Below are 24,029 nucleotides of genomic sequence, written 5' to 3' on the forward strand. Positions count from 1 at the left end.
TCCGGGGGCAGCGCCCCCGGCTTTCCGCAAACCCCGGCTTTCCGCAAGCATAGCCAATGCCCGCCCTTTGCCGCGACTGCCTCGCCCCGATCCCGCCCGCGCCGCGCTGCCCGGCCTGCGGTAGCCCCCGTGTGCTTGCGCATCCCGAACTGTTCGAGTTGCAGATCGCGCATCTGGATTGTGACGCCTTCTATGCCAGTGTTGAAAAGCGTGACACCCCCGCACTGGCCGACCGTCCGGTGATCGTGGGCGGTGGCGCGCGCGGGGTGGTGGCGACCTGCTGCTATGTCGCGCGGGTATCGGGTGTGCGCTCGGCGATGCCGATGTTTCAGGCGCTCAAGCTGTGCCCCGATGCGGTGGTGATCGCGCCGCGCCTGCCGCATTATGTCGCCGTTTCGGCCACGATCCGGGCGCTGATGGCGCAACTGACGCCGCTGGTCGAGCCGTTGTCACTGGACGAGGCGTTTCTTGATCTGACCGGCACCGAACGGCTGCACGGTGCACCGCCCGCAGTGCTGATGGCGCGCCTTGCGCGCGCGATCGAGGTGAAGGTGGGTGTCACCGCCTCGGTCGGGTTGTCGCATAACAAGTTTCTGGCGAAAATCGCCTCCGATCTCGACAAGCCGCGGGGCTTTTCGGTGATCGGCCGGGCCGAGACCGAGGCCTTCCTGCGTGACAAGCCGGTGCGGATGCTCTGGGGCGTTGGCACCGCCACCCAGGCGGCGCTGGAGGCTGCGGGCATTCGCACCCTGGCTGATATCCGTCGCCGTGACCCGGCCGACCTGATCCGCCGGTTCGGGGCCACCGGCGCGCGGATCTGGGATCTGGCGCATGGCCAGGACACGCGCCGCGTCACCGCCGAACAACCGATGAAATCGGTGTCGCATGAAACCACCTTTGTCGCCGACATCGCCGATCGTGCCACGCTGGAAACGCATCTGTGGCGGCTGTGTGAAAAGGTGTCGGACCGGGCCAAGGCCAAGGCGCTGGCGGGCCGTGTGGTCACGCTCAAGCTGCGGCGGGCCGATTTCACCGCGCTGACCCGGCGCCATGCCCTGCACGAGCCGACCCAGCTGGCCGATACGCTGTTCCGCGAAGGGTGCGCGCTGCTGGCGGGGCTGGCCGAGCCGGGGCCATTCCGGCTGATCGGGATCGGACTGTCCGATCTTGGGCCCGCACCCGCCAGTGACCCGGCGGGGGATCTGCTTGATCCCGGTGCCGCAGCGCGGGCACGGGCCGAACGCGCCAGCGATGCGATCCGCGCCCGCTTTGGCCCCGGCGCGATCACCAGGGGGCGGTCGCTGACCTGACCTATTCGGCGGCGAGCGGCACGTCCTCGTCGCGGTCGATGGCGGCGATGCGAGCCACGACGCGGCCCATCAGCGCGCAGAAGGCCGCAAAATCGGCGCGCGGGCTGATCGTGGTCTCGTTCATGTAGAGCGAGCGGTCGATTTCCACCTGCACCACATGGCTTCCCTGCGCGGGTTTGCCATAGGCCTGTGCGATGTAGGCGCCGGCAAAGGGGGCATTGCGGCCGACCCGCAGCCCTTCGGCTTCGAAGGCGGCCTCGACCGCGGCCACCACGCCCGCCCCGGCGGCGGCGCCAAAGCGGTCGCCCAGCACGATTTCGGGGCGGCGGTGGCCCAGCGATTCGATCGCCTCGCGCGGCATCGAATGCACGTCGATCAGCACCGCACGGCCGAACCGCGCGCGCGATTCGGCCAACAGAGCGGCCAGCCGGGCGTGGTAGGGGCGCCAGTAGCGGGCAATCCGGGCCTCGGCCTCGGCGCGCGTCAGTTTGCCCGAATAGATCGCCCGCCCCCCAGCCACGACGCGGGGAATCACCCCCAGCCCCGCGGTGACGCGCGGGTTCAGGCCCTGCGCGCGCACCCCTTCGATCAGCGCGGGGTCCAACTCATCAGGGCCGCGGTTCAGATCGACATAGGCCCGCGGCGCCCGCGCGGCGATCAGCACCGCCCCCTCGCGCGGGACAGCGGTCAGCAACCTGTCGACAAAGGCATCCTCAGAGGAACGCACCAGCCGCCCATCCAGCACGGTGCGGGCCAGAAAGTCGGCTCCATAGTCGCAGCCGCTGTGCGGTGAGGAAAACACCACACCCGAACGCCGCACTGACGGCAGGCTAAGCAGGTAGGCCGGGGTTTCGACGGGCGGCTGAGGCATCGCGGCTCCTTTGAATGGGGCAGTATAGGGCGAATTATTTGTCGGCCAAAAGCCCTTGAAAGGTCGTCCGTTACCTTTTATAGACCCGCAGACCGACGCGGTTCCGCCCGCGTTCCTTGGGTTGAAACGGGCGGGGTCATTCGGGCGTGGGCGGTTAGCTCAGCGGTAGAGCACTACGTTGACATCGTAGTGGCCACTGGTTCGATCCCAGTACCGCCCACCATTTTCACCGCCCCCGTGGCCAAGCGGGGGCATCGTTGTTTTGAAGGCGCACGCGCGCCGCGAATGGGAGAAGGCCGATGAAGGTCCGTAACTCGCTCCGCTCGCTCAAGCAGCGTCATCGCGATTGCCAGGTCGTGCGCCGCAAGGGCCGCGTCTATGTGATCAACAAGACGCAAAAGCGTTTCAAGGCCCGTCAGGGCTGAGGCGCCAGAGCCGCACAGAATAGGGCCGCCACGGGAAACCGGGCGGCCTTTTTCGTTGCGATCCGCCGTCCTCGTTCTTGAACAGATCGCACAAGCCTCTGGCCCTTGCCCGCGCGATCTGATTCGATACCCCTCGCCGCCCGGCGGGCGGCGCAGCGGCAGGACAGACATGACACATCTTTGGGTAAGGGCCGAACAGCGGCCGAACGAGGAACGCGTCGGGCTGACACCCGAAGGCGCGGCGGCGCTGATCGCGGCGGGGCTGCGGGTCACCGTCGAGGAAAGCTCCGTGCGCGAGATCGCGATTGCGGGCTACCGCGACGCCGGCTGCACGATCGCCCCCGAAAACACTTGGCCCGAGGCGCCGCGCGACGCCATCATCTTTGGCCTCAAGGAACTGCCCGAAGACGGCACGGCCTTGCCGCACCGCCACATCATGTTCGGCCATGCCTTCAAGGGCCAGCCCGCGGGTCAGGTGCTGTTGCGCCGGTTCCGGGCGGGGGGCGGCACGCTCTATGATCTGGAATATCTGGTGGACGAGGCCGGGCGCCGGGTTGCGGCCTTTGGCTATTGGGCGGGCTATGCGGGTGCGGCGGTGGCGCTGAAATGCTGGGCCGCACAGGCGCGGGGCGGCCTTGCCGGGCCGGTGGCCAAATACCCCGGCAGGGCTGCGCTGCTGGCCGATCTGGCCGCCGATCTGGGGCAGGGGGCGCGCCCGCGGGCCATCGTGATCGGGGCGCTGGGCCGGGTCGGCACTGGCGCGGTCGATCTGTGCGCCGCGATGGGCGTGCCCGTAACCCGCTGGGACATGGCCGAAACCGCTCATGGTGGCCCCTTCCCCGAGGTGCTGGCGCATGACATCTTTCTGAACTGCATCCTCGCGCGCCCCGGCTGCCCGGTGTTCGTGCCCGCCTCGGCCCGTGTTGCCCCGCGCGCGCTGCGCGTGATCGGCGACATCGCCTGTGATCCGACCTCGGATTTTTCCCCGATCAAGGTCTATGACCGCGCGACCGACTGGGCCGCCCCCGCGCTGCGGGTGGCCGAGGCGCCGCCGCTGGATGTGACCGCGATCGACAACCTGCCCTCGCTTCTGCCGCGCGAATCAAGCGAGGATTACGCCGCCCAGCTTTTGCCCGCGCTGCTGGCGCTGGGCGATCCGGGGGCCGGCGTCTGGGGCCGCGCGAAGGCCGAGTTTGACCGCCACATGGCACAACTTTGACGGAGCACACATGACGATTCACTGGTGCGGAACGGGTCTGTCGTCGGTGCCGGGGCTGCGCCGCCTGATTTCGGCGGGCCTGCCGGTCACGGTCTGGAACCGGACGGTCGAAAAGGCGCAGGCGGCGGTCGGCGACATCGCCACCGACATCCGCCCCTATGCGCCCGAGGCTTTGGCGCCGGCGCTGGCGCCGGGCGATGTGGTGGTGTCGATGCTGCCCGCCGATCAGCATGTCGCGCTTGCGCGGATGTGCATCGACCATGCCGCGCATTTCGTCTCGTCATCTTATATCGCGCCTGAAATGGCGGCGCTTGACCCAGATGCGCGCATGGCCGGGGTGGCGCTGGTCAACGAGGTGGGGCTTGATCCCGGCATCGACCATCTGATGGCGCATGATCTGGTCGAGGATTATCGTCGCAGCCCGGCCTGTCAGCCGGGCAACGTGCTTTCGTTCACCTCTTACTGCGGTGGGGTGCCCAAGGTTTCCAACGCCTTCCGCTACAAATTCTCGTGGTCGCCTCTGGGCGTGCTCAAGGCGCTGAGGTCGCCCTCGTGCTCGATCCGGCATTTTTCGGAACTGCGGGTGGCCCGGCCGTGGGATGCGATCACCCGCTATGATGCGCCGCTGCCGGTGCCCGAAAGCTTCGAGGTCTACCCCAACCGCGATTCGCTGCCTTTCGTGCAGCAATACCGCTTTGACCCGACCTGGCGGCTCAAGGATTTCGTGCGCGGCACGATCCGGCTGAATGGCTGGGCCGAGGCCTGGGCGCCGGTTTTTGCCGAGATCGAGCGGCTGGACGGCCCCGCAGGCGAGGCGCGGTTGCGCGAGATGGCAGATCAGTTCTGGCGCGACAATGCCTATGCCGAGGGCGAGCCTGACCGGGTAGTGCTGTTTGTGTCGCTGAAGGCCGAGGCCGAGGGCGTCACGGTCTGGCACAAGACCTGGGCGCTGGATGCCTGGGGCGATGCGCGCGGCTCGGCGATGGGGCGGCTGGTGTCGGTGCCGGTGTCGCTGGCGGTGCAGGCGGTCCTGATGCGCGAAATTCCGGCGGGCGTTCACGCCGCGCCGCATGATGCGCGGCTGCTGGCGCGCTGGCTGGAGAAGGTGGCAGGCCAGGCGCAATACATGGCCAAGGCCGATCACTGCGCCTGATCCGGGGCCTGATCCGGGGGCCCGCGCCCGGCTCAGGTCAGCCGCAGCACCTCGTCTTCCGCCTCTTCGACCGAAATTCCCAGCGCATCCAGCCCGTCTTCCAGATAGTCGGCCAGCATCGGCATCCCCGACAGGTAATCTTCGGTGGGGGCCGAGGCTTCGGCGCGGGCGGTTTCCAGCGCCTCGTCCAACTCATCCGGGCCAAAGGTTTCGCGGCCCACCCACATCACCGCCACAAGGCTGGCCTGTTCGTCTTCGTTCAGCCCGGCGATGAAGGCGCGCAATTCGCCAGCCACCGAATTGCCGCGCGCATCGCTGCCGCCGCCGGTGCCAAAGGCGTCAAGGTCGGCCTCGGCCTCGCGGGCCAGCACGATGATATGGGCGATCTTGGCGGGGCTGATCTGAAGCATGTGGTCCTCCGGTTCCGGGCCAGTGTCGGCGCAACGGCACGCCCGTGCAAGGCCTAGCGGAACAGCCGGTAATACATCCAGTCGGGCAGGAACTGGCCCAGCCGGAACATCGCCGCAAAAACGCGGGGGAAGTTGGCGGCAAAGCTGATGCGGTTCATCTGCGCAAACATGTGCCGCGCTGCCTCGTCGGGTTCCATCAGGAAGGGCATCTGAAAATCGTTCATGTCAGTCAGCCGGGTGCGGATGAAACCGGGGTTGGCCAGTTGCACCAGAACCCCGCTGCGCCCCAGATCTGCCCGCATCGATTCGGCCAGCGCCATGACACCTGCCTTTGACGCGCCATAGCCGATCGCGCCGGGCAGGCCGCGAAACCCGGCCAATGATCCGGTCAGCACCACATGGCCCCGGCCCCGCGCCACCATGCCGGGCACCACCTGCCCCAGAACGCGCGCGGCGCCGGTCAGGTTGATGTCGATCATCTGTTCGACCTTGTCCGCGTCCCAGTCCTGCGCGCGCATCGGCCAGTAAACCCCGGCCAGCCAGACCACGCCGTCGATTTCGCCCACCTCGGCGGCGGCGGCGCGCACGCTGTCGGTGCTGGCTACATCCACCGCGACCGCGCGCGCAGGCCCCGGCAGTTCGGCCACCAGCGCCGCCAGCCGGTCGGCGTTGCGGGCCGACACGATCACCTCGGCCCCGGCGCGGCTGATCTGATGCGCCAGCGCGCGCCCCAGCCCCTCGCTGGCGCCCACCAGCCAATAGCGTTTGCCCTGCCAGTTCATGCCGGCACCCGGCGCATTGTCGCCACCAGTTCGGCCACCTTGATGCCGAATTTGCGGAACTGGCTGCGGTTCACGATGGTGCCGTTGGGGGCCAGATACATCCAGTCGGTCACGTCCAGCTCATGCCCGCCCGCCTCGGGCGTCAGACGGATGCGGTAGCTCAGGCTCACCGCGCTGCCCTGCTGGCGGCCGCGGCCCATGCCCACCAGATCGGGCGCCTCGGCCCGGATCGCGCCATCGTCCGAAACCGTGAAGGTCCATTCCCGCGCCTGGGTGGAGCCGCTGTCATAGACGAAATTTTCGGTCATCCGGCCGGTGTTGCCCTGCCATTCCGCCCGCATGTCGGCCACAAAGCGCGAGGCGACGCGGCCGGTGGGGCCGTAGATGATGCCCTCGCACAGGATCGGGCCGTTCAGTTCGGCCCGGATGTCAAAGGCCGGAGTGGCAGCGGCGTAATCTTCGGGGCGCTGGGCGGCAAAGCTCCAGCGGGCCTTGATCAGCCAGAGGGTGGCAAGGGTCAGGGCAACGCCCAGAAGGATGGCAAAGATGGGGTCCATCGGTTACTCCCGCGGAAGAGGGGCCGCCAGCAACAGCGCGGCAGCCAGGGTTTTCAGGATCAGCGGGGCGCCTGCATACAGCAGCCCCAACAAGGTCAGCGCCACCGCAGGCTGGGTCGCCGCGCCGGGGGTAAAGCCCGCGCGTTCCAGCAGCGGCAACAGCGCCACCGCGGCAAGCGCCAGCGTCGCCTTGGAGGCAAAGGCCCAAAGGCCAAAGCCCTCGGCGCCACCGGGCGCGATTGTGGCCAGGCGCCGCGCGAATATCGCGGGCAGAATGACCATGTCGGCCCCCAGCGCCGCGCCGGTGGCAAGGCAGATCGCGGCAAAGGCTGCGGTGTCGCCGGGGCCAAGCGTCAGCGCCCAGGCAAAGGCCGCAATCGACAGCACCATGCCCGCCAGCAGCGCGCGGCGTTCGCCGATCCGCGCGGCGATGCGCGCCCAGATCGGCGCAGCCCCGGCGGCGGCCAGAAAGAACAGGATCAGCAGCGGGCCTTCCCAGCCCGGCGCTGCCAGCCGACTTTCGACAAAGAACAGAAACAGGGTCGAGCTGACGGCCAGTGGGGCCGAGTTCACTACCGCCAGCGTCAGCAGCCAGCGCGCCGGGGCATCCGCCAGCACCGCCCGCAGCCCCGGCCCGCGCACCGGCGCTGCGCGCCATTGCGCGCCCATCGCCAGAACGGCGACCAGCCCCAGCACGGCAAAGCCCAGCGCAAAGCCCGCATAGGGCGATGCGGTCAGCGGTGCCAGAACCGTGGGCGCCAGCGCGGCCAGACACAGTCCCAGCAGCGCGCCACCCTCGCGCCAGCCCGCCAGCCGCAGGTGCCCGGTTGGCCCAAGGCTGCCCGCCCGCGCCACGCCCGCGCCATAAAAGGTGATCGAGAGGAAACTCCACGCGGTGAACAGCGCGGTCAGCATCAGCGCAAACCACCACAGGGGCGCAATCGGCGGTGTCACGGCAAACAGGCCCAGCATGGCGGCAACCATCATCGTTACCGCCCCCGCCACCGCCAGACTGCGCGCGCGGGCCGACAATCGCGCCGACAGCCAGCCAAGCGCCGGGTCTTGCACCAGATCGACAAGGCGCAGCGCAAACAGCACCGCCCCGAGCGCGCCCAGCCCGATGCCATAGGTTTCGGCATAGACCTTGGGCGCGTGCAGATAGATCGGCAGCCCCGCCGCCGCCAAAAGCGCCGCGAACAGGCCCCAAGGCGCAAGCCCCGTGCTTGGCCCCGTGCTTGGTAAAATGGCGGCGCTGGTCGTCACCGCGTCACCTCCTGACTGGGAGGGGCGACGCGCGCCTTGTAGGGCGCGCCTTTCAGAAACAGCTTGAACGCCTGCCAGTGGATCAGCGCAAGCACCCGCCAGCCCCGTGCCACCGCGCCCAGCAGCGCCCGGTCGGTCAACGGCGCGCGATGCCCGGTCAGCGTGGCGTATAGCCCGTTTTCACCGGCGCGATAGTCGATCCAGACACCGACCTTTTCTTCGGTGATGTCGAAGCGGAAGGTATAGCCCCCTTCGACCCCCTGAAACGGCGAGACATGGAACACCTTGCGCGCCGAAATCGTGTCAGAGCGGGTGATCGGCGCCAGATCGGGCAGGGTGCAAAGGTAATAGTGCCGGTCGCCAAAGGTGTTGTTCACCTCGGCCAGTGCCGCGCGCAGATCGCCTGCCGCGTCGCGGGCAAACCAGAACGACACAGGGTTGAAGGCGTGGCCCAAAATCCGCGGTTGGGTCAGCAGTTCCAGCCGCAAGCCTGGGATGGCAATGCTTTCGGCCGCCAGCGCCTCGCGCACAAAGGCGGCACCACGGCCCTGGCCCACCGGCCCGCCGTGGTCACGGTCCTGCACCGCCATCAGCCCGCGCCGGTTGCGGCGGAACAGCCGCAGCCCCTCGGGTGGGGTTTCGGGGTCGAATATCACATAATCAACCGCATAGCGGAACGCATTGTCCACCGCGCCGCGGCGGCCGTGGAAGGTATGGCCGCGGATATGATCGACTCGGCTCATGCGCCCACCCGGTCGCGCGCGGTGATCGCCTGCGCCACATCGACCGCGCTGGCAAAGCCGTCTTCGTGAAAACCGTTGCGCATCCAGGCGCCGCAGAACCATGTGGCGTTGCGCCCATTCATGCCGCGCACCATCGCCTGACCTTCCAGCGCCGCCAGATCATAGACCGGGTGTCGGAAGGTGGCCTGATCGTAGATCAGTTCCTCGCGCAGGCTGCGGCGGGTGTTCAGCGTGACCAGCAGCAGATCCTCCTGCGGGATCGGTTGCAACGAGTTCATCCAGTAGGTCAGGTCGATCCGGTCGGGGCGGGGGCCTGCCTCTTCGGTATAGACCCAGCTTGCCCAGGCGGCCTTGCGCCGCGGCATCACGCTGGCGTCGGCATGAAGCACCATTTCGTTGGGCTGATAGCGGATGCGCGACAGCGCGGCGGTTTCCTCGGGCGTGGGGTCCGACAACAGTGCCAGCGCATCGTCGGAATGGGTGGCAAGGATCACCTCGTCAAACCGTTCCCAGCCGCCGCCCGTCAGCCGCACCTCGGCGCCCTGCGCATCGCGGCGAATGCCCGCCACCGACGCGCCCAGCCGGATATCGACGTTGCGCGTGCGCAGGCTCGCCTCCAGCCGCCGGACATATTCAACCGATCCGCCCCGCACGGTATACCACTGATGGTGCCCGTTCGTGGTCAGCAGCGCGTGGTTTTCGAAAAACCGCATCATCGCCAGCGCCGGAAAATCCAGAATGCCCTGTGTCGGCGTGGACCAGATCGCGCCCGACAGCGGCAGGATGTAATAATCGCGGAACCACGCGCCGGTGCCCAGTTTCGCCAGAAGCTGACCGATGGTCATGCCCGGCTCAGATGCGGCCGCCAGCCCCTCGCGGTTGAATTTCAGAATGTCGCGGATCATGCCCCACATGCGGGGGTCCAGCGCGCGCCGCTTTTGCGCGAAAACCGAGGTGAGGTTCTTGAACCCGTATTCCAGTTGGCCGCCGTTGATCGAGGCGCCAAAGCTCATGTCGCTTTCGGTGACGGGCACGTCCAGGTCATCGAACAGGCGGCACAGGTTGGGGTAGTTCACCTTGTTGAACACGATAAAGCCGGTATCCACCGGCTGATCGCCACGCTTGCCGGCCAGGATGGTGCGGGCATGGCCGCCCAGCCGCGACTCGGCTTCGATCAGCGTCACGGCATTGTCGCGCGCCAGCAGATGGGCTGCGGCCATGCCGGAAATACCGGCGCCGATCACGGCGATGCGGCGGGGGGGGGAATGCGGTTTGTCAAATGCCATTGGGTCGGGTTCCTCGGGATTGGTTTACAGGGCTACGCGGGGCGGGGCAGGGCGGATCACTCAGCACAAGATGCAGGGCGCAGTGATCCGATCGGTCGCGCCCCGCGTAGTAACGACATGTTGAGCCTGAACTTGCCCCTTCACATTGCAGATGCACCCGCCTCGGCGGAGCCTTATGCTGCGCCTCGACGAGCTGCCATTTGGGCGCCCGTCGTGGTGGCGGGCAAAGAGGCAAGAGACAGCGTGCAAGACACCGACTGGACCGATGCAATGCTGGCGCTGCGCGACCGGCAAGACAAGGCGGCCTTCGCGGCGCTATTTCGGCATTTTGCGCCGCGGGTAAAGGCGTTTCTGATGAAGGGTGGCGCCAGCGCCGCGCAGGCCGAAGATCACGCCCAGGAGGTGATGGCGACGCTGTGGCACAAGGCGCATCTGTATGACCCGACGCGGGCAAGCGTTGCGACATGGGTGTTTACCATCGCGCGCAACCGACGGATCGACGCGATCCGCCGTGCCCGCCGCCCCGAGCCCGAAGACCTGCCCTGGGGCCCCGAGCCGGAGCCCGATCAGGCCGATGCCCTGGTGCTGGCGCAGGAATCGAACCGCCTGACCGAGGCCTTGGCGCAACTGCCGCCCAAGCAGCGCGAGTTGGTGGAACGTGCCTATTGGGGCGATCTGACCCATTCCGAGCTGGCCGTTGAAACCGGCCTGCCACTTGGCACGATCAAATCCCGCATCCGGCTGGCACTTGACCGGCTGCGCCACGAACTGAGATGAGCCGAAGATGACCGAAATCACCCACCACCTGACCGATGACCTTCTGATGGACTATGCCACCGGCACCCTGCCCGAAGGGTTTGCGCTGGTGGTGGCGACCCATGTGTCGCTGTGCGATGACTGCCGCGCCCGGCTGGCAGCCTATGAGGCGCTGGGCGGGTCGGTGCTGGAACGTGCCGAAGCGGTGGCGTTGGAGGATCGTGCCTTCGAGGCCACGATGGCCCGCATCGCCGGCCTGTCACCCGCCCCGCGCCCCGCGGCGCGGCCACGACACGGCCTGTTTCCCGCGCCGTTGCAGGACTATGTCGGCGGCGATCTGGCGGCGGTACGCTGGCGCCCGCTGGGCCTTGGCGTGCGGCAGGCGGTGCTGCCGACCGATGGCAGCGCCAAGGTGCGGCTGCTGTATATTCCCGCCGGTGCCGCGGTGCCCGACCATGGCCACCGCGGGCGCGAACTGACGTTGGTTTTGCAAGGCGCCTTCCGCGATGACGAGGGCCGTTTCGGCCCCGGCGATGTCGAAGTGGCCGACGAAGAACTGGAACATACCCCGGTGGCCGAAGCCGGGCAGGATTGCATCTGTCTGGCCGCCACCGATGCGCTGTTGAAATTCCGCGGGATCATGCCGCGGCTTGCGCAGCCGTTCTTTCGGATTTGACGGGTGCTGCGCATGAATGTGCACCCCCCGGCGCGGCAGGCGGGCCGTCAGGGCGTGATCTGCACCACCCGCGCGGCTTCCGGTTCGGGTGCCAGTTCCTCGAAATCGAAATTGTCGAGCCTGCGCGCCCGGCGCCCGGCGCGGTCGGCTGATATCTTGATCTCTTCGATATCCTTCGCTGCCTGCCCAAAGTGGCGGTCAAGGTTTTCGACCCGCGCGCCCAGACGGTCTACATCGGCGTAAAGCGCGGCCAGTTCCTTGCGGATCGCGCCCGCCTGTTCGCGCATCCGCGCATCTTTCAGCACGGCGCGCATCGTGTTCAGCGTCGCCATGCAGGTGGTGGGTGACACGATCCAGACCTTGGCGGCAAAGCCTTCGCGCACCAGTTCGGGAAAATTGGCGTGCAGTTCGGCATAGACGGCCTCGGACGGCAGGAACATCAGCGCCCCGTCGGCGGTTTCGCCCTCCAGAATGTATTTCTCGGAAATTGCCCTGATATGGCTGCGCACGGAAATCCGCATCATCCGCTGCGCCTCGATCAGGGCCGCCTGATGTTCGGCTCGGCGCAGCGCCTCATAAGCCTCCAGCGGGAATTTTGAATCGATCACGATGGGGCCGGGCGGGTTGGGCAAGTGGATCAGGCAATCCGCCCGCCGCCCGTTCGACAGCGTGGCCTGCATCGTATAGGCGTCTGACGGCAGCGCCTTCAGCACGATGTCGTGCAACTGAATTTCGCCGAACGCGCCGCGGGTCTGTTTGTTCGACAGGATGTCCTGCAAGCTCAGCACATTGCCCGACAGCTTTTCGATATTGGCCTGCGCGCGGTCGATGGTTTCCAGCCGCTGCTGCAACTCGCCCAGCGATCGCGCGGTGCGGGTGGCGGTGCCGTGCAGGCTTTCGGTCATACCGCGGCTGACCTCGGCCAGACGCTGTTCCATCAGCGTCAACACCCGCGCCTGCGAGGTGGCCTGCGCCTCGGACACATGGTGCAGCCCGCCCGCCAACTGCTGCTGGCCATCCGACAGCGCCTGCACCCGTTGACCCAGCGCCGACATCTGCATCAGCACCGGCTCGGCCATCCGCGCCGCCCGCCCCGAGGCGCGCAAGATCAGCATGATCAGCACAAACAGCAGCAAGACCAGCGCCGCCACCACCGCCCCGGCGATCACCAGCGGATGGTCGTAGGGGTAGCCTTGCCCCAGAACGGTGATCATCGCCGCCCGAACAGCCGCTCGATATCGGCCAGCTTGAGTTCGACATAAGTGGGCCGCCCGTGGTTGCATTGGCCCGACAGGGGCGTTGCCTCCATCTCGCGCAGCAGCGCGTTCATTTCCTCGGCGCGCATCTGCCGCCCCGAGCGGACCGAGCCGTGGCAGGCCATCCGGCTCAGCACCGCCTCGATCCTGGCCTGAAGCCGCTGGCTGTCGCCCAGATCGGCCAGCTCATCGAGAATGTCGCGCACCAGCGCCGCGGCGTTGATCCGGCCCAGAATTGCGGGGGTTTCGCGCACGGCAATGGCCGCGCCGCCAAAGGGCTCGATCGTCAGCCCCAGCCGCGCCAGATCGGGGGCAAACTCCAGCAGCCGGGCCGCATCCTGCGCTGACAGTTCCACGATTTCAGGGATCAGCAGCGCCTGCGCGGCCACGCCGGCCTCGGCCATCTGACGCTTGAGCCGTTCATAGACCAGCCGTTCATGCGCGGCGTGCTGATCGACGATCACGATCCCGTCGGCGGTTTGCGCGATGATCCAGTTTTCGTGCAGTTGCGCGCGGGCGGCGCCCAACGGGTGCGCGGTGTCGTCGGCAGGCTCGGCCTCGGCTCGGGCCATGGGCGCGTAAGGAATTGGCGCCTCGGCAAATTCTGTCATCGGCGCCTGCGTGGCAAAGCCCGCGCGGATCGCGCCCGCACCGGGCCTGTCCATCTGATAGACCCGCGGCGCGGGGCCGGGTTCGGGCCGCATCGCCCCCAGCGTTTCACCTGCCACGGTGGAAGATGCGCGGTGCCCCGCCCCCGCCAGCGCATGGCGCAGCGCGGTCACGATCAGCCCGCGGGCAAGGCCAGGGTCGCGGAACCGCACCTCGGCCTTGGCGGGATGGACGTTCACGTCCACCCGCTCGGGGTCGCAGGTCAGATACAGCACCGCCGCCGGGTGCCGGTCGCGGGACAAAACATCCATATAGGCTGCGCGCAGCGCCCCGGTCAGCAGCTTGTCGCGCACTGGCCGACCGTTGACGAACAGGAACTGTTCCACCGCCGCGCCGCGCGAATAGGTGGGCAGGGCGGCGTAGCCCGTCAGCCGCAGCCCCTCGCGTTCGGCGTCGATCACCATGGCGTTGTCGGCAAAATCGCGCCCTAGCACGCGCGCCAGCCGACCGGCCAGCGCGCCGAACAGATCGCCCTGTTCGGCATCGGCGCGGAAAACCTCGCGTTCGGCCCCGCCCGAGGCATCGCGCAGGGTAAAGCTGACATAAGGCTCGGCCATCGCCAGCCGTTTCACCGCATCGGCAATGGCCTGCGCCTCGGCCCGGTCGGTGCGCAGGAATTTCAGCCGCGCCGGGGTGGCCACGAACAGGTCGCGCAATTCGACCACGGTGCCCCGGTTCAGCGCGGCGGGTTTCACCGGTGCGATACGCCCGCCCGAAACACTGACCTGCGCAGCCTCGTGCCCCTCGGCGCGCGAGGTGATGGTCAGCCGCCCCACCGCGCCAAGGCTGGGCAGGGCCTCGCCGCGAAAACCAAAGCTGTGGATGTTCAGCAGGTCAGATCCGTCGATCTTGGATGTGGCGTGTCGCGACAGCGCCAGGGGCAGATCGTCGGCGGTCATGCCGCAGCCATCATCAGCCACCCGGATCAACAGCTTGCCGCCCTCTGCAAAGGTCACATCGATCCGGCCCGCCCCGGCATCGAGCGCATTTTCCACCAGTTCCTTGACCGCAGAGGCCGGGCGCTCGACAACCTCACCGGCCGCGATGCGGTTTGCGGCGGCTTCATCCAGTTGCCGGATGACGGGGCGGGGTGCGCCTATCTTGGGTATTGGTGCGTTCATCCCACAAGGGTTAGCACAAACCCGGAACCGGGGCCATAGATTCGGGCCGCATCGCCCGTCAGTTCAGCCCGATTGGCCGCCCCACCACGACAAAGCGCAGCGCCTCGGCATCCAGCAGCCGTGCAACCACGCGAGCCACATCCTCGCGCGTTACGGCCTCGATGCGGGCATTGCGGGTGTTGACGTAATCGCGCGGAAAGCCGTTCAACTGCATACCCACCAGAATGTTTGCAATCGGCCCGTTGCCGTCAAACCGCAGCGGATAGGCCCCGGTCAGATAGGTTTTCGCCGCGGCCAGTTCCGAGTCGGTGACGCCGTCGGCGGCCATTCTGGCCCATTCTGTGCGGATCACTGAAATCGCTTCGGCCACCTTGTCGTTCGACGAGGCGACCGAGCCTTGCCACGTCTCGCCCAGATCCTTGGGCGCGATATAGCTGGCCACGCCATAGGTCAGGCCGCGCTTTTCGCGCACCTCTTCCATCAGCCGCGAGGAAAAGCCGCCGCCGCCCAGAATGTGGTTGGCCACGAAGGCGGCAAAGAAATCGGGGTCGTTCATCGGCAGACCGCGCTGACCCCACAGCACCACCGATTGCGGGCTGTCGAAATCGACCACGGTCACGCCGCCGGTCAGGCCCAGCGTGGCGCGCGGCGGCAGGGCCGCGCCGGTGGCGGGCAGATCGCCCAGCAGATCATCCAGCACGGCGCCCAGATCGGCGGCGGTGATATCGCCCACCGCGGCCACATACAGCCGGTCGCGCGCCATCACGCGGGCCTTGGCCTCGACCATATCCGCACGCGTCAGGGCCGCCACGCTGTCGGCGGTGCCGTCGGATGACGACCCATAGGGATGCTCGCCCCAGGCCAGCGCCCGAAAGTTGCGGCCCGCGATCGCATTGGGTTCACGTTCATTGGCAGCGATGTTCGACAGAACTTGCCCGCGCACCCGCTCCAGCGCGGCCTGATCGAACCGGGGCGCCACCAGCGCCTGCCGCAGCAGCGCCACCGCCTGATCGCGGTTTTCGGTCAGCATCCGGGCTGAAACGCTCAGCGTGTCATCGCTGACGGAAAAGCTGAACTGGGCCGCCAGCGCCTCGGCGGCCTCGGCAAAGCCCTGCGCGTCCATCTCGCCGGTGCCTTCCTCCAGCAGCGCGGTCATCAGGTTGATCGCCCCGCGCTTGCCGGGCGCATCAAGGCTGGCCCCCCCGCGAAAGCCGATTTCCAACGCGGTAAAGGGCAGTTCGTGGTTCTCCACCAGCCAGGCGGTAATGCCGCCGGGCGAGGTTACTTCGGTGATTTCCACCCCGGCGCGCGCGGGCAGCGCCAGCCACACAACAAGCAGCGCGCCAACAACCAGCCGGATCATTGTGTCACCTGCGGGGTTTCGGCCTGCATCAGCCAGCCGGTAACCGCGCGGCGCCGGTCAAAGACCTCGCGCGCGGCGGCCATGACATCGTCGGGCGTGACCGCCATCAGCGCGTCGGGCCAGCTCTGCACATCCGCCACCCCCAGCCCCACCGCCAACGCCTCGCCATAGCGTTGCGCCAGGCCTTCGACGTTGTCTTTGGCGTAAATCTCGCCGGCGCGGATGGCGGTGCGGATGCGTTCGAACTGCGCCACATCCGGCCCCTCTGCCAGGAATTTCTCGATCGCGGCATCCATCGCAGCCTCGGCCTCGGCCAGGGGCACATCGGGGCGCGGCACCACGATCAGCGTAAAGGTGGTGTCATCCATCGCCAGCCCGTCATACGAGGCGCCTGCGTAAACCGCCTTGGCGTCGCCGAACATCAGGGCGCGGCCCAGAACCGAGGTGGCGCCATTGCCGCCCAGAATTTCCGCCAGAACGGTCAGCGCGGCAGCCTTGGCCTGATCGCCGGGGTCGCGTTCGGGCGCCAGATAGCTGCGCATCACATAGGGCTGGGCCACCCGCGGATCGACAAAGGTCATCCGCCTTTCCGACAGTTGCGGCGGCTCCTCGACGCGCTGGCGCGGCGCCAGATCGGGGGTTGGGGCCAGCGGCCCGTAATGCGCCCGCGCCAGACGCTCCACCTCGGCTGCGGTCACGTCGCCTGCCACCACCAGTACCGCATTGTTGGGCGCGTAATAACGGCGATACCACTCCAGCGCATCCTCGCGCGTCAGCCGCTCCACCTCGTGGCGCCAGCCGATCACCGGGGTGCCATAGGGATGGTTCAGATATTGCGCCGCACGCCGCTGTTCGGAAAACAGCGCGCCGGGGTCGCTGTCGGTGCGTTGTGCGCGCTCTTCCAGAATCACCTCGCGCTCGGTCTGCCAGTCGTCCTCGGACAGCAGCAGATCGCGCATCCGGTCGGCCTCCATCCGCATCACCAGATCCAGCCGGTCGGTGGCGATGCGCTGGAAATAGGCGGTGAAGTCATACGAGGTGAAGGCATTGTCCGATCCGCCGTTTGCGGCCACGGTCTTTGACAATTCACCCGGCGCCAGATCGTCGGTGCCCTTGAACATCAGATGTTCCAGAAAATGCGCCACCCCCGATTTGCCCGGCCCCTCGTCGGCCGATCCGACGCGATACCACACCATATGCACCACAACCGGGGCGCGGTGATCCTCGATCACCACAGCCTCCAGCCCGTTTTCCAGCGTGAAATGGGTCACATCGCCCGCCTGTGCAGGCAAAGAAAAGACAAGACACAAGCCAAGTGCGGGCAGGAAACGTGTCATGCAAAACCTCCGATCCTTATTGCAACCTACGCGCGGACGCGCGCAGGGCAAGGCGCCTGACGCGGAGTTGATCGGGGATCAGTTGCCCTCAAGCATAGCCGGGTTGGGCGGCGCACCCACGTTGCGCACCCCGGCCTTGCGCCAGCGTTCCAGCTCGGCTTCCTGATCCAGCGACATCGGCGCATAGGCCTTGAAATAGACCGATACGTTGAACAACCGCTCCAGCAGGCGACCGTCGTTCTTGCGGCGATATTCCAGATCTTCGGCGGCCAGATCGCCACGGATCGAGCCCGAGGTGCCAAAGCGCCCCGCATGCGCCACCAACGCCCCATCTCCGGCGGCAATCCCCCCCCGCGACAGCGCCACAGGGTTGCCGCCCAGCGCCGCGACCACATCCGCCTCAGGCGTGGGGTCGGTCAGACTGGCGCCGCCCGGCGCCGGCTCGGGCAGGGCGGTCAGATCTTCGGGCATCTGCAACGGCTTGGTCGGCAGGATCGCAAACTCGTCCGGCCCTGACGAGGTCAGGTTCATCAACTGCGGCTCTTTGCTGCCACAGGCTGTCAGCGCCAGAACCGCAGCCAGAGCGATCCCGATCTTGCCGATTTTCGCCTGCATGGCCCACTCCCTCACCGAAACTGTCCTTGTCTTAGCGCATGTCCCGGCGCGCGTCACGGGGGTTTGGGCGTTTCGAGTGATCCCCGCCGGTAAAGATCACCAACCCCAGCGCACCTGCAAAGATCGCGATATCCGCCACGTTGAACGACCACGGGTTGTTGACCCCCGGCACTGACATGTTCAGGAAATCGGCCACCGCGCCATAGATCAGCCGGTCGATCACATTGCCGACCGCGCCCCCCACCAGCAACCCCGCCGAAACCTGCGCCATCGGGCGCGGGCCCTCGCGCCTCACCCACAGCCAGACCCAGACCGAAATTCCCAACGCCAGCGCAATCAGCGCCCAGCGCGTGACCGCGGCATCGCCTGCGAAAAGCCCGAAGTTCACACCCTGATTCCATGCCATCCGCAGGTTGAGCCATGGCGGAAACACGTCGATCGCCAGTTTCTGGTCAAGGTTCATGCCATGAACCACGGCATATTTGCTGATCTGGTCAATCACCAGAACGGTCGCCGCCACCTTGCCTGCCAGACGCATCGTTCCTCCAAAAAACATGCCTTTCATCTTGGTTCAAATATCCCCGCCGGAGGCTCCCACGGTGGCCGCGGAACGCTCCGCGGGGGATATTTTTGCCAAGATGAACAGGCTCAGTGCCGGAAATGCCGCATCCCGGTAAAAACCATTGCCAGCCCCGCGGCATCGGCCGCGGCGATCACCTCGGCGTCGCGCATCGAGCCACCGGGCTGGATCAGCGCGGTTGCGCCCGCCTCGGCGGCGGTGATCAGCCCGTCGGCAAAGGGGAAGAACGCATCCGAAGCCACGACCGAGCCGCGGGTCAGCGGATCGCTCATCCCCAGCGCCTCGGCCATGTCAACCGCCTTGCGGGCTGCGATTCGGGTGCTGTCGACCCGGCTCATCTGGCCTGCGCCGACGCCCACGGTGGCGCCGTCTTTCACATAGATGATGGCGTTCGACTTCACATGTTTGGCCACGGTCCAGGCAAACATCAGGTCGGCCAGTTCCTGCTCGGTCGGCGCGCGTTTCGTCACCACCTTCAGGTCGTCGCGGCTGATGCGACCGGTGTCCTTGTCCTGCACGAGGAACCCGCCCGCGACCTGCCGGAAGCCGAGGATCGGCGCGGCGGGGTCGGCCAGCGCGCCGGTGGTCAGCAGGCGCAGGTTCTTTTTCGCGGCAAAGATCTCGCGCGCCTCGGCGCAGGCGTCGGGGGCGATGACGACTTCGGTGAAGATCTTGCAGATTTCCTCCGCGGTGGCGGCGTCAAGCGTCTGGTTCAGCGCGATGATGCCGCCGAAGGCAGAGGTGCGGTCGCAGTCATAGGCGCGCTTGTAGGCCTCCAGCAGCGTTTCGCCGCGCGCCACGCCGCAGGGGTTGGCGTGTTTGATGATCGCCACCGCCGGGCCGTGGGCGGGCGCAAATTCCGACACCAGTTCAAAGGCTGCGTCGGTGTCGTTGATGTTGTTGTAGCTCAGTTCCTTGCCCTGCCACTGGCGCGCTGTGGCCACGCCGGGGCGGGCCGACCCGTCGGTGTAGAAGGCCGCGTTCTGATGCGGGTTCTCACCATAGCGCAGGGTCTGGGCCAACTCGCCGGCAAAGGCGCGGCGGCGCGGCGCGGTTTCGCCCAGTGCCGCGGCCATCCAGGTGGAGACAGCGGCATCATAGGCGGCGGTGCGGGCATAGGCGATCTGCGCCTGTTTCTGGCGGAAGGCATAGGATGTCTGGGTGCCGTTGGCATCAAGTTCCGCCAGAACCGCGTCGTAATCCTGAACATCGACCACGACGGCGACAAAGGCGTGGTTCTTGGCCGCGGCGCGGATCATCGCGGGGCCGCCAATGTCGATGTTTTCGATACAGTCGGCATAGTCGCCGCCTTTGGCCACGGTGGCCTCGAACGGATAGAGGTTCACCACCAGAAGGTCGATCGGTTCGATCCCGTGGGCGGCCATTGCGGCCAGATGTTCGGCGTCGTCGCGCAGCGCCAGCAGCCCGCCATGCACCGCCGGGTGCAGGGTTTTTACCCGACCGTCCATCATCTCGGGAAAGCCCGTCACCTCGGCCACGTCGCGCACCTTCAGCCCGGCGGTGCGCAGGGTCAGCGCGGTGCCGCCGGTGGACAGCAGTTCCACCCCGCGGGTGGCCAGCGCACGGGCAAATTCGATCAGCCCGGTCTTGTCGGAAACGGAAATCAGCGCGCGGCGCAGGGGAACGAGATGGGTCATGGCATCGGTCCTTGGGTCAGACGGGTCAGGTGCGGATCATTGCAAAAAGTAAGGCGGGTTCTGGCGCGGGGTATCTTGTGCTTTCGTCAAGGTCCAGCCGATAGGGCAGGCATAATCCAGAACCCGCGCCGACAGGACGATCTGCCGCGAGTTGCGCGGGCTGATCCGTCCGGCCTCCAGATAGACCGACGGGGCCAGCGCAAGCTCGGCGGTGCCGTCGTGGCGAAACACCCAGATTTCGCCGCTTTTCAGCATCATCGACACGGCGGCGCCGCCCATGTCGAGCGTGGCATCGACATCGGGGTGCAGGTGAAAGCGGATGTCGAAGGCTATGCCCTGAAGCGCAGTGCGTTCCATGATCGTGTCAAATCGACGGCGGCCTTCGCCGGTCATCGCGCCCAGGGTATCCTCGCCGCGCAGCACCCGGCCATCGGGGGCCAGCGTCAGGTTGCGCACATGGGTCATGCCATGGGTGGCGGCATAGGCATCATGGCCGGCCAGAAGCCCTATCCCCTCGGTGCCGGCCTCTGCCTTGGCCCAGACTTCCGAGGGTGTTTCGGCCAGCAGCGCGCGCCGGTCACGGCGCAGGGCGGTTTCGGGGCCGAGCCGGGAAGAGGAGAACCCCGCGATGCATAATGTGGAATGGCTGGGTGTGGCACGGCCCGCGCGGTGCCAGTCGGGGCCGAAGGCCATGCCCGAGCCGCAACTGACAATCAGCGGCCGTCGCCCCGATGTCAGTTCGAACGCCAGCGTCGAGGCATGGGCATTGGCCGAGGCGGGCCCCGCGGGCGGGGGGGCCGCATCGACAATTACGGTGGTGCGCCCGCCATGCAGCCGGGCAAAGCCCATCGCCAGCCCGCTGGCAGTCACTGCCTTGCCGCCTGCAGCGGTCAGTGCCTGATCCAGCCGCCCGTCCATGCCGCGGCCGCCGCCGTGAAAGCGGGCAAGCCCGCCATCGGCATGGCGCAGCGCGCGCAGGGTGGGGGCGATCCGGGCAATGGCCTCAAGATGCGCGGGTTCGGGGCGGCGCCCGGCGCCTTGCAGCGCGGCGGCGGCCCAGGTCAGCAGGGTCAGAACTTCCAGCAATTCCTCGGGGTTGCGGGTGGGGATGCCGCCTGCGCTGTCGATCTGGCGGGCGCATTCGCGCGACAGTGCCGCGATGGCCGGGGCGGCGTGTGACTCCATTCCGGTCAGCGACAGCCCGGCATAGATCAGCCCGGTCAGCGCCTCGAATCGGGGTTGGCCGGGGCTGGCCGCCTGCCAGCGACGCGACAAAAACAGCGTCTGCTGGGCGAGGCTGCGAAAAAACACATCGGCATCGGCGCGGTCGCGGCCATTCAGCAGCATCAATGCGTGGTTGATCCAGCGGATCAGCCGTCGCCCGGTCAGATCCGGGGTCCAGCCCGGCCCGGTGCCGCGGCCATAGCGTTTGATCCAGCCAAAGACCCAGTCCTGCGCGCGTGCGCGCGCCGTCCTATCGCCCACCGCAGCCAGATCATCCAGCCAGCCGCAACCCTGCGCCACCTCTTCAAAGGCTGCATCGGGGGCGGGCAGATCCCAGATCGCGCGGCCCGGCGCCTCGACCAGCGCCCCCGCGAAGAGGAAGTTCCCGCCGATCAGTTGCCGCCCGCGGGCATGCAGGCCGATGCTGTGAGGTTCGGGCTGGCTGACAAAGCCGGTGGCAGGCCGGGCGCGGGCCGCGCGCAGGGCGGCAAGCCGGTTCAGCATCCGCTCGCGCCGCGCGGCCTTGCCTGACCTTACCTGACCCGTTTTTGCCCCCGTTTTTGCCATTGTTCCTGCCGTCTGCCCGGTTGCGGCGCACCATAGCCAGCGCCCCTTGGCCTGTCACCGCCGAAATCCCGCTCAGGCGGGGCTGTGCCGAAGGGCAGCGATATAGAACCCGTCCATACCCCCCACCTCGGGCCAGTAATCGGGGCGCAGGCGCAGCCCGCCCTCGGCGCTTGTCCATTCGGGCGCAAGGCCGGGCAGGGCCAACGCCTCGGGGTCGGGGCGCAGACCGGGGTGGCGGGCCAGAGCGGCGGTCACCTGCGCCTCGCCCTCGTCGGGCAAAAGCGAGCAGGTGGCAAACACCAGCCGCCCGCCCGGCGCCAGAAACGCCAGCGCGCGGTCGATCAGACGCGCCTGCAACGCGAACAGATCGCGCAAGCTGGCGGGGGTGCGCACAAAGGGCAGGTCAGGGTGGCGTCGGATCGTGCCGGTGGCCGAGCAGGGCGCATCCAGCAGCACCGCATGAAAGGGCGCGGGGGGCTGCCATGTCAGCGCATCCGCCACCACGCAATCGGCCGCCAGTCCGCAGCGCGCCAGGTTTTCAGTCACCCGCGCCATCCGAGGACCGGAAATATCCAGCGCGGTCACCTGCGCGCCCGTGGCCGCCAGTTGCAGCGTCTTGCCGCCGGGGGCGGCGCACAGGTCCAGCACCCGCGCGCCGGGGCCGGGGGCCAGGATGCGGGCGGGCAGGGCGGCTGCGGCATCCTGCACCCACCAGTCGCCCTCGGCATATCCCGGCAGGTCCGACACCTGCCCCGCCGCGACCAGCCGCACGCTGCCGGTGGCCAGCGCCACCCCGCCCAGCCGCGCCGCCAGCGCCGCTGCATCGCCATCTTTTGGCGTCAGGTCCAGGGGCGCGCCAGCCAGATGCGCCGCCTCCATCGCCATCACCGCGCGCTTGCCCCAGGCCGACATCAGCCGCCCGCGCAGCCAGTCGGGCAGCGACGGCGGGGGCAGGCTGGACCAGCGCGCCGGATCGGTGGCCGCAACCTTGCGCAGCACCGCATTGACCAGCCCGGCAAAGGCCTCGGCGCGCTGGCCGCCCGCGCGCGCCAGCGCCACTGCGGCCCCCACCACGCCATGCGGGGCGGCGCCCAGATCCAGCATCTCGACGGTGGCCAGCCGCAGCAGCGCCTGCACATCGGCAGGTGGGGCGCGGCGCAGGTGGGGTTTCAGCACTGCATCGGCCCGCGCGATCTGGCGCAGCGTTGTCAGCGCCAGTCGCTGCGCCCGCGCCCGGTCGGCGGGCGCCAGCGCCACCAGCGCCCCGGTGGCCAGTTGATCCGACAGCGCCTGATGCGCCCCGGTCACCCCTGCGATCAGCCCCAGCGCCGCGCCGCGCACCGCATCTGCACTGCTCATCGCTGTGCCCCCTGCCTTGTTTACCTGTCCGGCCCCCCGTATATCATGCCCCATGGCCAGACAAGGAACGCCCGATGAATGAGCCGACCGATCCCCCCGCCCCGCGTGTGCTGACCCCTGCCGCCCAGCGCGCCTTGGCCGAGGCCGAGGCCCGGCGGCAGGCCGCCGCTGCCGCTGCCGCCCTGCCGCCCGAACTGGGTGGCCGCGACGGCCCCGAGCCGGTTCGCTTTGGCGATTGGGAACGGCGCGGCATTGCGGTGGATTTCTAGGCGCCCGCGCGCGCCTGGCGCCCGGCCTCGGCCCGCAGATCTGCCATCAACTGGCCCAGAAACTCGTCCGCCTTGGGGTCGGCCAGCCGTCCCTCGGCATCAAAGGCGGTGTTGGCGCCCGCGATCAGCACCTCGGGGGCAGTCAGCACCCGCGCGCGAAACGGCACCAGACACAGCCGCAGCGCATATTGCCCACGCTCGCCGCCCGACCGCCCGGCAGCCGCCGAGATGATCGCCACCGGCTTGCCCGCGAGGGCCGCGCCCTGAACCCGGCTGACCCAGTCCAGCGCGTTTTTCAGCACGCCCGACGGCGCCTTGTTGTATTCGGGGCTGGCGATCACCACTGCATCAGCCGCCGCCAGAAGGGCCGCCAGCCGCGTTACCGGCTCGGGCATTCCGGTGGCCTCCAGATCGGCGTCATAAAGTGGCAGCCGCAGGTCGGCCTCGGTATAATCTGCCGGGCCAAAGGCGCGCACCGCCTCGGCCAATAGCAGCCGGTTTGATGACCCCGACCGCAGCGATCCGCATAGCCCCGCCAGTTTCAGCCCTGCCATTGTCCT

The 24,029-nt window shown here is 67.9% G+C and carries 24 protein-coding genes and 1 tRNA gene; 8 read left to right on the top strand and 17 right to left on the bottom strand.

Annotated elements, in window-relative coordinates; all coding sequences use genetic code 11:
* Nucleotides 1-56: 56 nt before the first annotated feature.
* On the top strand, nt 57-1,310 hold the full coding sequence (locus C5F46_RS02565) for a DNA polymerase IV (protein WP_107323799.1): 1,254 nt from the start codon (nt 57-59) through the stop codon (nt 1,308-1,310).
* Between the two features lies 1 nt (nt 1,311).
* Here the strand turns inward: C5F46_RS02565 and C5F46_RS02570 are convergent, their stop codons facing one another.
* The gene (locus C5F46_RS02570) at nt 1,312-2,181 is read right to left on the bottom strand and encodes an N-formylglutamate amidohydrolase (protein WP_107323800.1); all 870 of its coding nucleotides are present in this window, start codon (nt 2,179-2,181) and stop codon (nt 1,312-1,314) included.
* 148 nt (nt 2,182-2,329) lie between these two features.
* Here C5F46_RS02570 and C5F46_RS02575 point away from each other — a divergent pair.
* From C5F46_RS02575 to C5F46_RS02590, 4 genes are all read left to right on the top strand, one after another.
* Nucleotides 2,330-2,404, top strand: a tRNA-Val gene (locus tag C5F46_RS02575).
* Between the two features lie 76 nt (nt 2,405-2,480).
* A complete protein-coding gene (gene ykgO / locus C5F46_RS02580) occupies nt 2,481-2,606 on the top strand; it encodes a type B 50S ribosomal protein L36 (protein WP_038074920.1) in 126 nt (41 codons plus the stop codon).
* Between the two features lie 169 nt (nt 2,607-2,775).
* Nucleotides 2,776-3,825, top strand: a complete 1,050-nt coding sequence (locus tag C5F46_RS02585; protein WP_107323801.1) for a saccharopine dehydrogenase — start codon at nt 2,776-2,778, stop codon at nt 3,823-3,825.
* A gap of 10 nt (nt 3,826-3,835) precedes the next feature.
* Complete coding sequence (locus tag C5F46_RS02590; RefSeq protein ID WP_107323802.1) at nt 3,836-4,978, top strand: saccharopine dehydrogenase C-terminal domain-containing protein; 1,143 nt, start codon at nt 3,836-3,838, stop codon at nt 4,976-4,978.
* Between the two features lie 32 nt (nt 4,979-5,010).
* Here the strand turns inward: C5F46_RS02590 and C5F46_RS02595 are convergent, their stop codons facing one another.
* Genes C5F46_RS02595 through C5F46_RS02620 form a run of 6 tightly spaced genes read right to left on the bottom strand, consistent with a single transcriptional unit; the run spans nt 5,011 to nt 10,019 of the window.
* On the bottom strand, nt 5,011-5,388 hold the full coding sequence (locus tag C5F46_RS02595; protein ID WP_107323803.1) for a DUF3775 domain-containing protein: 378 nt from the start codon (nt 5,386-5,388) through the stop codon (nt 5,011-5,013).
* 53 nt (nt 5,389-5,441) lie between these two features.
* Entirely contained in the window at nt 5,442-6,170 is a 729-nt protein-coding gene (locus tag C5F46_RS02600; RefSeq protein WP_107323804.1) for an SDR family NAD(P)-dependent oxidoreductase, read from the bottom strand.
* A complete protein-coding gene (locus tag C5F46_RS02605) occupies nt 6,167-6,727 on the bottom strand; it encodes a DUF3833 domain-containing protein (protein WP_107323805.1) in 561 nt (186 codons plus the stop codon). The genes C5F46_RS02600 and C5F46_RS02605 overlap by 4 nt, the downstream gene beginning before the upstream one ends.
* A 3-nt stretch (nt 6,728-6,730) precedes the next feature.
* Entirely contained in the window at nt 6,731-7,990 is a 1,260-nt protein-coding gene (locus C5F46_RS02610; protein ID WP_235820061.1) for an MFS transporter, read from the bottom strand.
* Complete coding sequence (locus C5F46_RS02615; RefSeq protein WP_107323806.1) at nt 7,987-8,733, bottom strand: DUF1365 domain-containing protein; 747 nt, start codon at nt 8,731-8,733, stop codon at nt 7,987-7,989. The genes C5F46_RS02610 and C5F46_RS02615 overlap by 4 nt, the downstream gene beginning before the upstream one ends.
* Nucleotides 8,730-10,019 carry an NAD(P)/FAD-dependent oxidoreductase gene (locus C5F46_RS02620; RefSeq protein WP_107323807.1) on the bottom strand — a complete coding sequence of 430 codons (1,290 nt, stop codon included), beginning with the start codon at nt 10,017-10,019 and terminating at the stop codon, nt 8,730-8,732. The genes C5F46_RS02615 and C5F46_RS02620 overlap by 4 nt, the downstream gene beginning before the upstream one ends.
* A gap of 270 nt (nt 10,020-10,289) precedes the next feature.
* Here C5F46_RS02620 and C5F46_RS02625 point away from each other — a divergent pair, with 270 nt between their 5' ends.
* Nucleotides 10,290-10,796, top strand: coding sequence for a sigma-70 family RNA polymerase sigma factor (locus C5F46_RS02625; protein WP_235820069.1), 507 nt, complete (start codon nt 10,290-10,292; stop codon nt 10,794-10,796).
* A 7-nt stretch (nt 10,797-10,803) separates the two neighbouring features.
* On the top strand, nt 10,804-11,451 hold the full coding sequence (locus C5F46_RS02630; protein ID WP_107323809.1) for a ChrR family anti-sigma-E factor: 648 nt from the start codon (nt 10,804-10,806) through the stop codon (nt 11,449-11,451).
* A 47-nt stretch (nt 11,452-11,498) separates the two neighbouring features.
* Here C5F46_RS02630 and C5F46_RS02635 read toward each other — a convergent pair whose 3' ends face one another.
* From C5F46_RS02635 to C5F46_RS02675, 9 genes are all read right to left on the bottom strand, one after another.
* The gene (locus tag C5F46_RS02635; RefSeq protein ID WP_107323810.1) at nt 11,499-12,665 is read right to left on the bottom strand and encodes a DNA recombination protein RmuC; all 1,167 of its coding nucleotides are present in this window, start codon (nt 12,663-12,665) and stop codon (nt 11,499-11,501) included.
* The gene (gene mutL, locus C5F46_RS02640) at nt 12,662-14,497 is read right to left on the bottom strand and encodes a DNA mismatch repair endonuclease MutL (protein WP_107323811.1); all 1,836 of its coding nucleotides are present in this window, start codon (nt 14,495-14,497) and stop codon (nt 12,662-12,664) included. The genes C5F46_RS02635 and mutL overlap by 4 nt, the downstream gene beginning before the upstream one ends.
* Nucleotides 14,498-14,555: 58 nt before the next feature.
* Nucleotides 14,556-15,860 (bottom strand): M16 family metallopeptidase, encoded by a 1,305-nt coding sequence (locus C5F46_RS02645; protein WP_107323812.1) that lies wholly within the window; start codon nt 15,858-15,860, stop codon nt 14,556-14,558.
* Complete coding sequence (locus C5F46_RS02650) at nt 15,857-17,197, bottom strand: M16 family metallopeptidase (protein ID WP_107323813.1); 1,341 nt, start codon at nt 17,195-17,197, stop codon at nt 15,857-15,859. The genes C5F46_RS02645 and C5F46_RS02650 overlap by 4 nt, the downstream gene beginning before the upstream one ends.
* A gap of 78 nt (nt 17,198-17,275) precedes the next feature.
* Nucleotides 17,276-17,812 (bottom strand): DUF3035 domain-containing protein, encoded by a 537-nt coding sequence (locus C5F46_RS02655; RefSeq protein WP_107323814.1) that lies wholly within the window; start codon nt 17,810-17,812, stop codon nt 17,276-17,278.
* 31 nt (nt 17,813-17,843) lie between these two features.
* The gene (lspA, locus tag C5F46_RS02660) at nt 17,844-18,368 is read right to left on the bottom strand and encodes a signal peptidase II (RefSeq protein WP_235820062.1); all 525 of its coding nucleotides are present in this window, start codon (nt 18,366-18,368) and stop codon (nt 17,844-17,846) included.
* Nucleotides 18,369-18,460: 92 nt separating this feature from the next.
* Nucleotides 18,461-20,050 (bottom strand): bifunctional phosphoribosylaminoimidazolecarboxamide formyltransferase/IMP cyclohydrolase, encoded by a 1,590-nt coding sequence (purH, locus tag C5F46_RS02665; protein WP_107323815.1) that lies wholly within the window; start codon nt 20,048-20,050, stop codon nt 18,461-18,463.
* A gap of 36 nt (nt 20,051-20,086) precedes the next feature.
* Nucleotides 20,087-21,841 carry a heparinase II/III family protein gene (locus C5F46_RS02670; RefSeq protein WP_107323816.1) on the bottom strand — a complete coding sequence of 585 codons (1,755 nt, stop codon included), beginning with the start codon at nt 21,839-21,841 and terminating at the stop codon, nt 20,087-20,089.
* Between the two features lie 72 nt (nt 21,842-21,913).
* The gene (locus C5F46_RS02675) at nt 21,914-23,200 is read right to left on the bottom strand and encodes an RsmB/NOP family class I SAM-dependent RNA methyltransferase (RefSeq protein ID WP_107323887.1); all 1,287 of its coding nucleotides are present in this window, start codon (nt 23,198-23,200) and stop codon (nt 21,914-21,916) included.
* A 74-nt stretch (nt 23,201-23,274) separates the two neighbouring features.
* Between C5F46_RS02675 and C5F46_RS02680 the strand changes: the two genes are divergently transcribed.
* Entirely contained in the window at nt 23,275-23,469 is a 195-nt protein-coding gene (locus tag C5F46_RS02680; RefSeq protein WP_107323817.1) for a DUF1674 domain-containing protein, read from the top strand.
* Here the strand turns inward: C5F46_RS02680 and C5F46_RS02685 are convergent.
* Nucleotides 23,466-24,023: an NADPH-dependent FMN reductase gene (locus C5F46_RS02685; protein WP_107323818.1), complete on the bottom strand. Its 558-nt coding sequence runs from the start codon at nt 24,021-24,023 to the stop codon at nt 23,466-23,468. The two genes, C5F46_RS02680 and C5F46_RS02685, sit on opposite strands and share 4 nt — an antisense overlap.
* Nucleotides 24,024-24,029: the final 6 nt, after the last annotated feature.

This window comes from Phaeovulum veldkampii DSM 11550, from assembly GCF_003034995.1.
Classification (GTDB): domain Bacteria; phylum Pseudomonadota; class Alphaproteobacteria; order Rhodobacterales; family Rhodobacteraceae; genus Phaeovulum; species Phaeovulum veldkampii.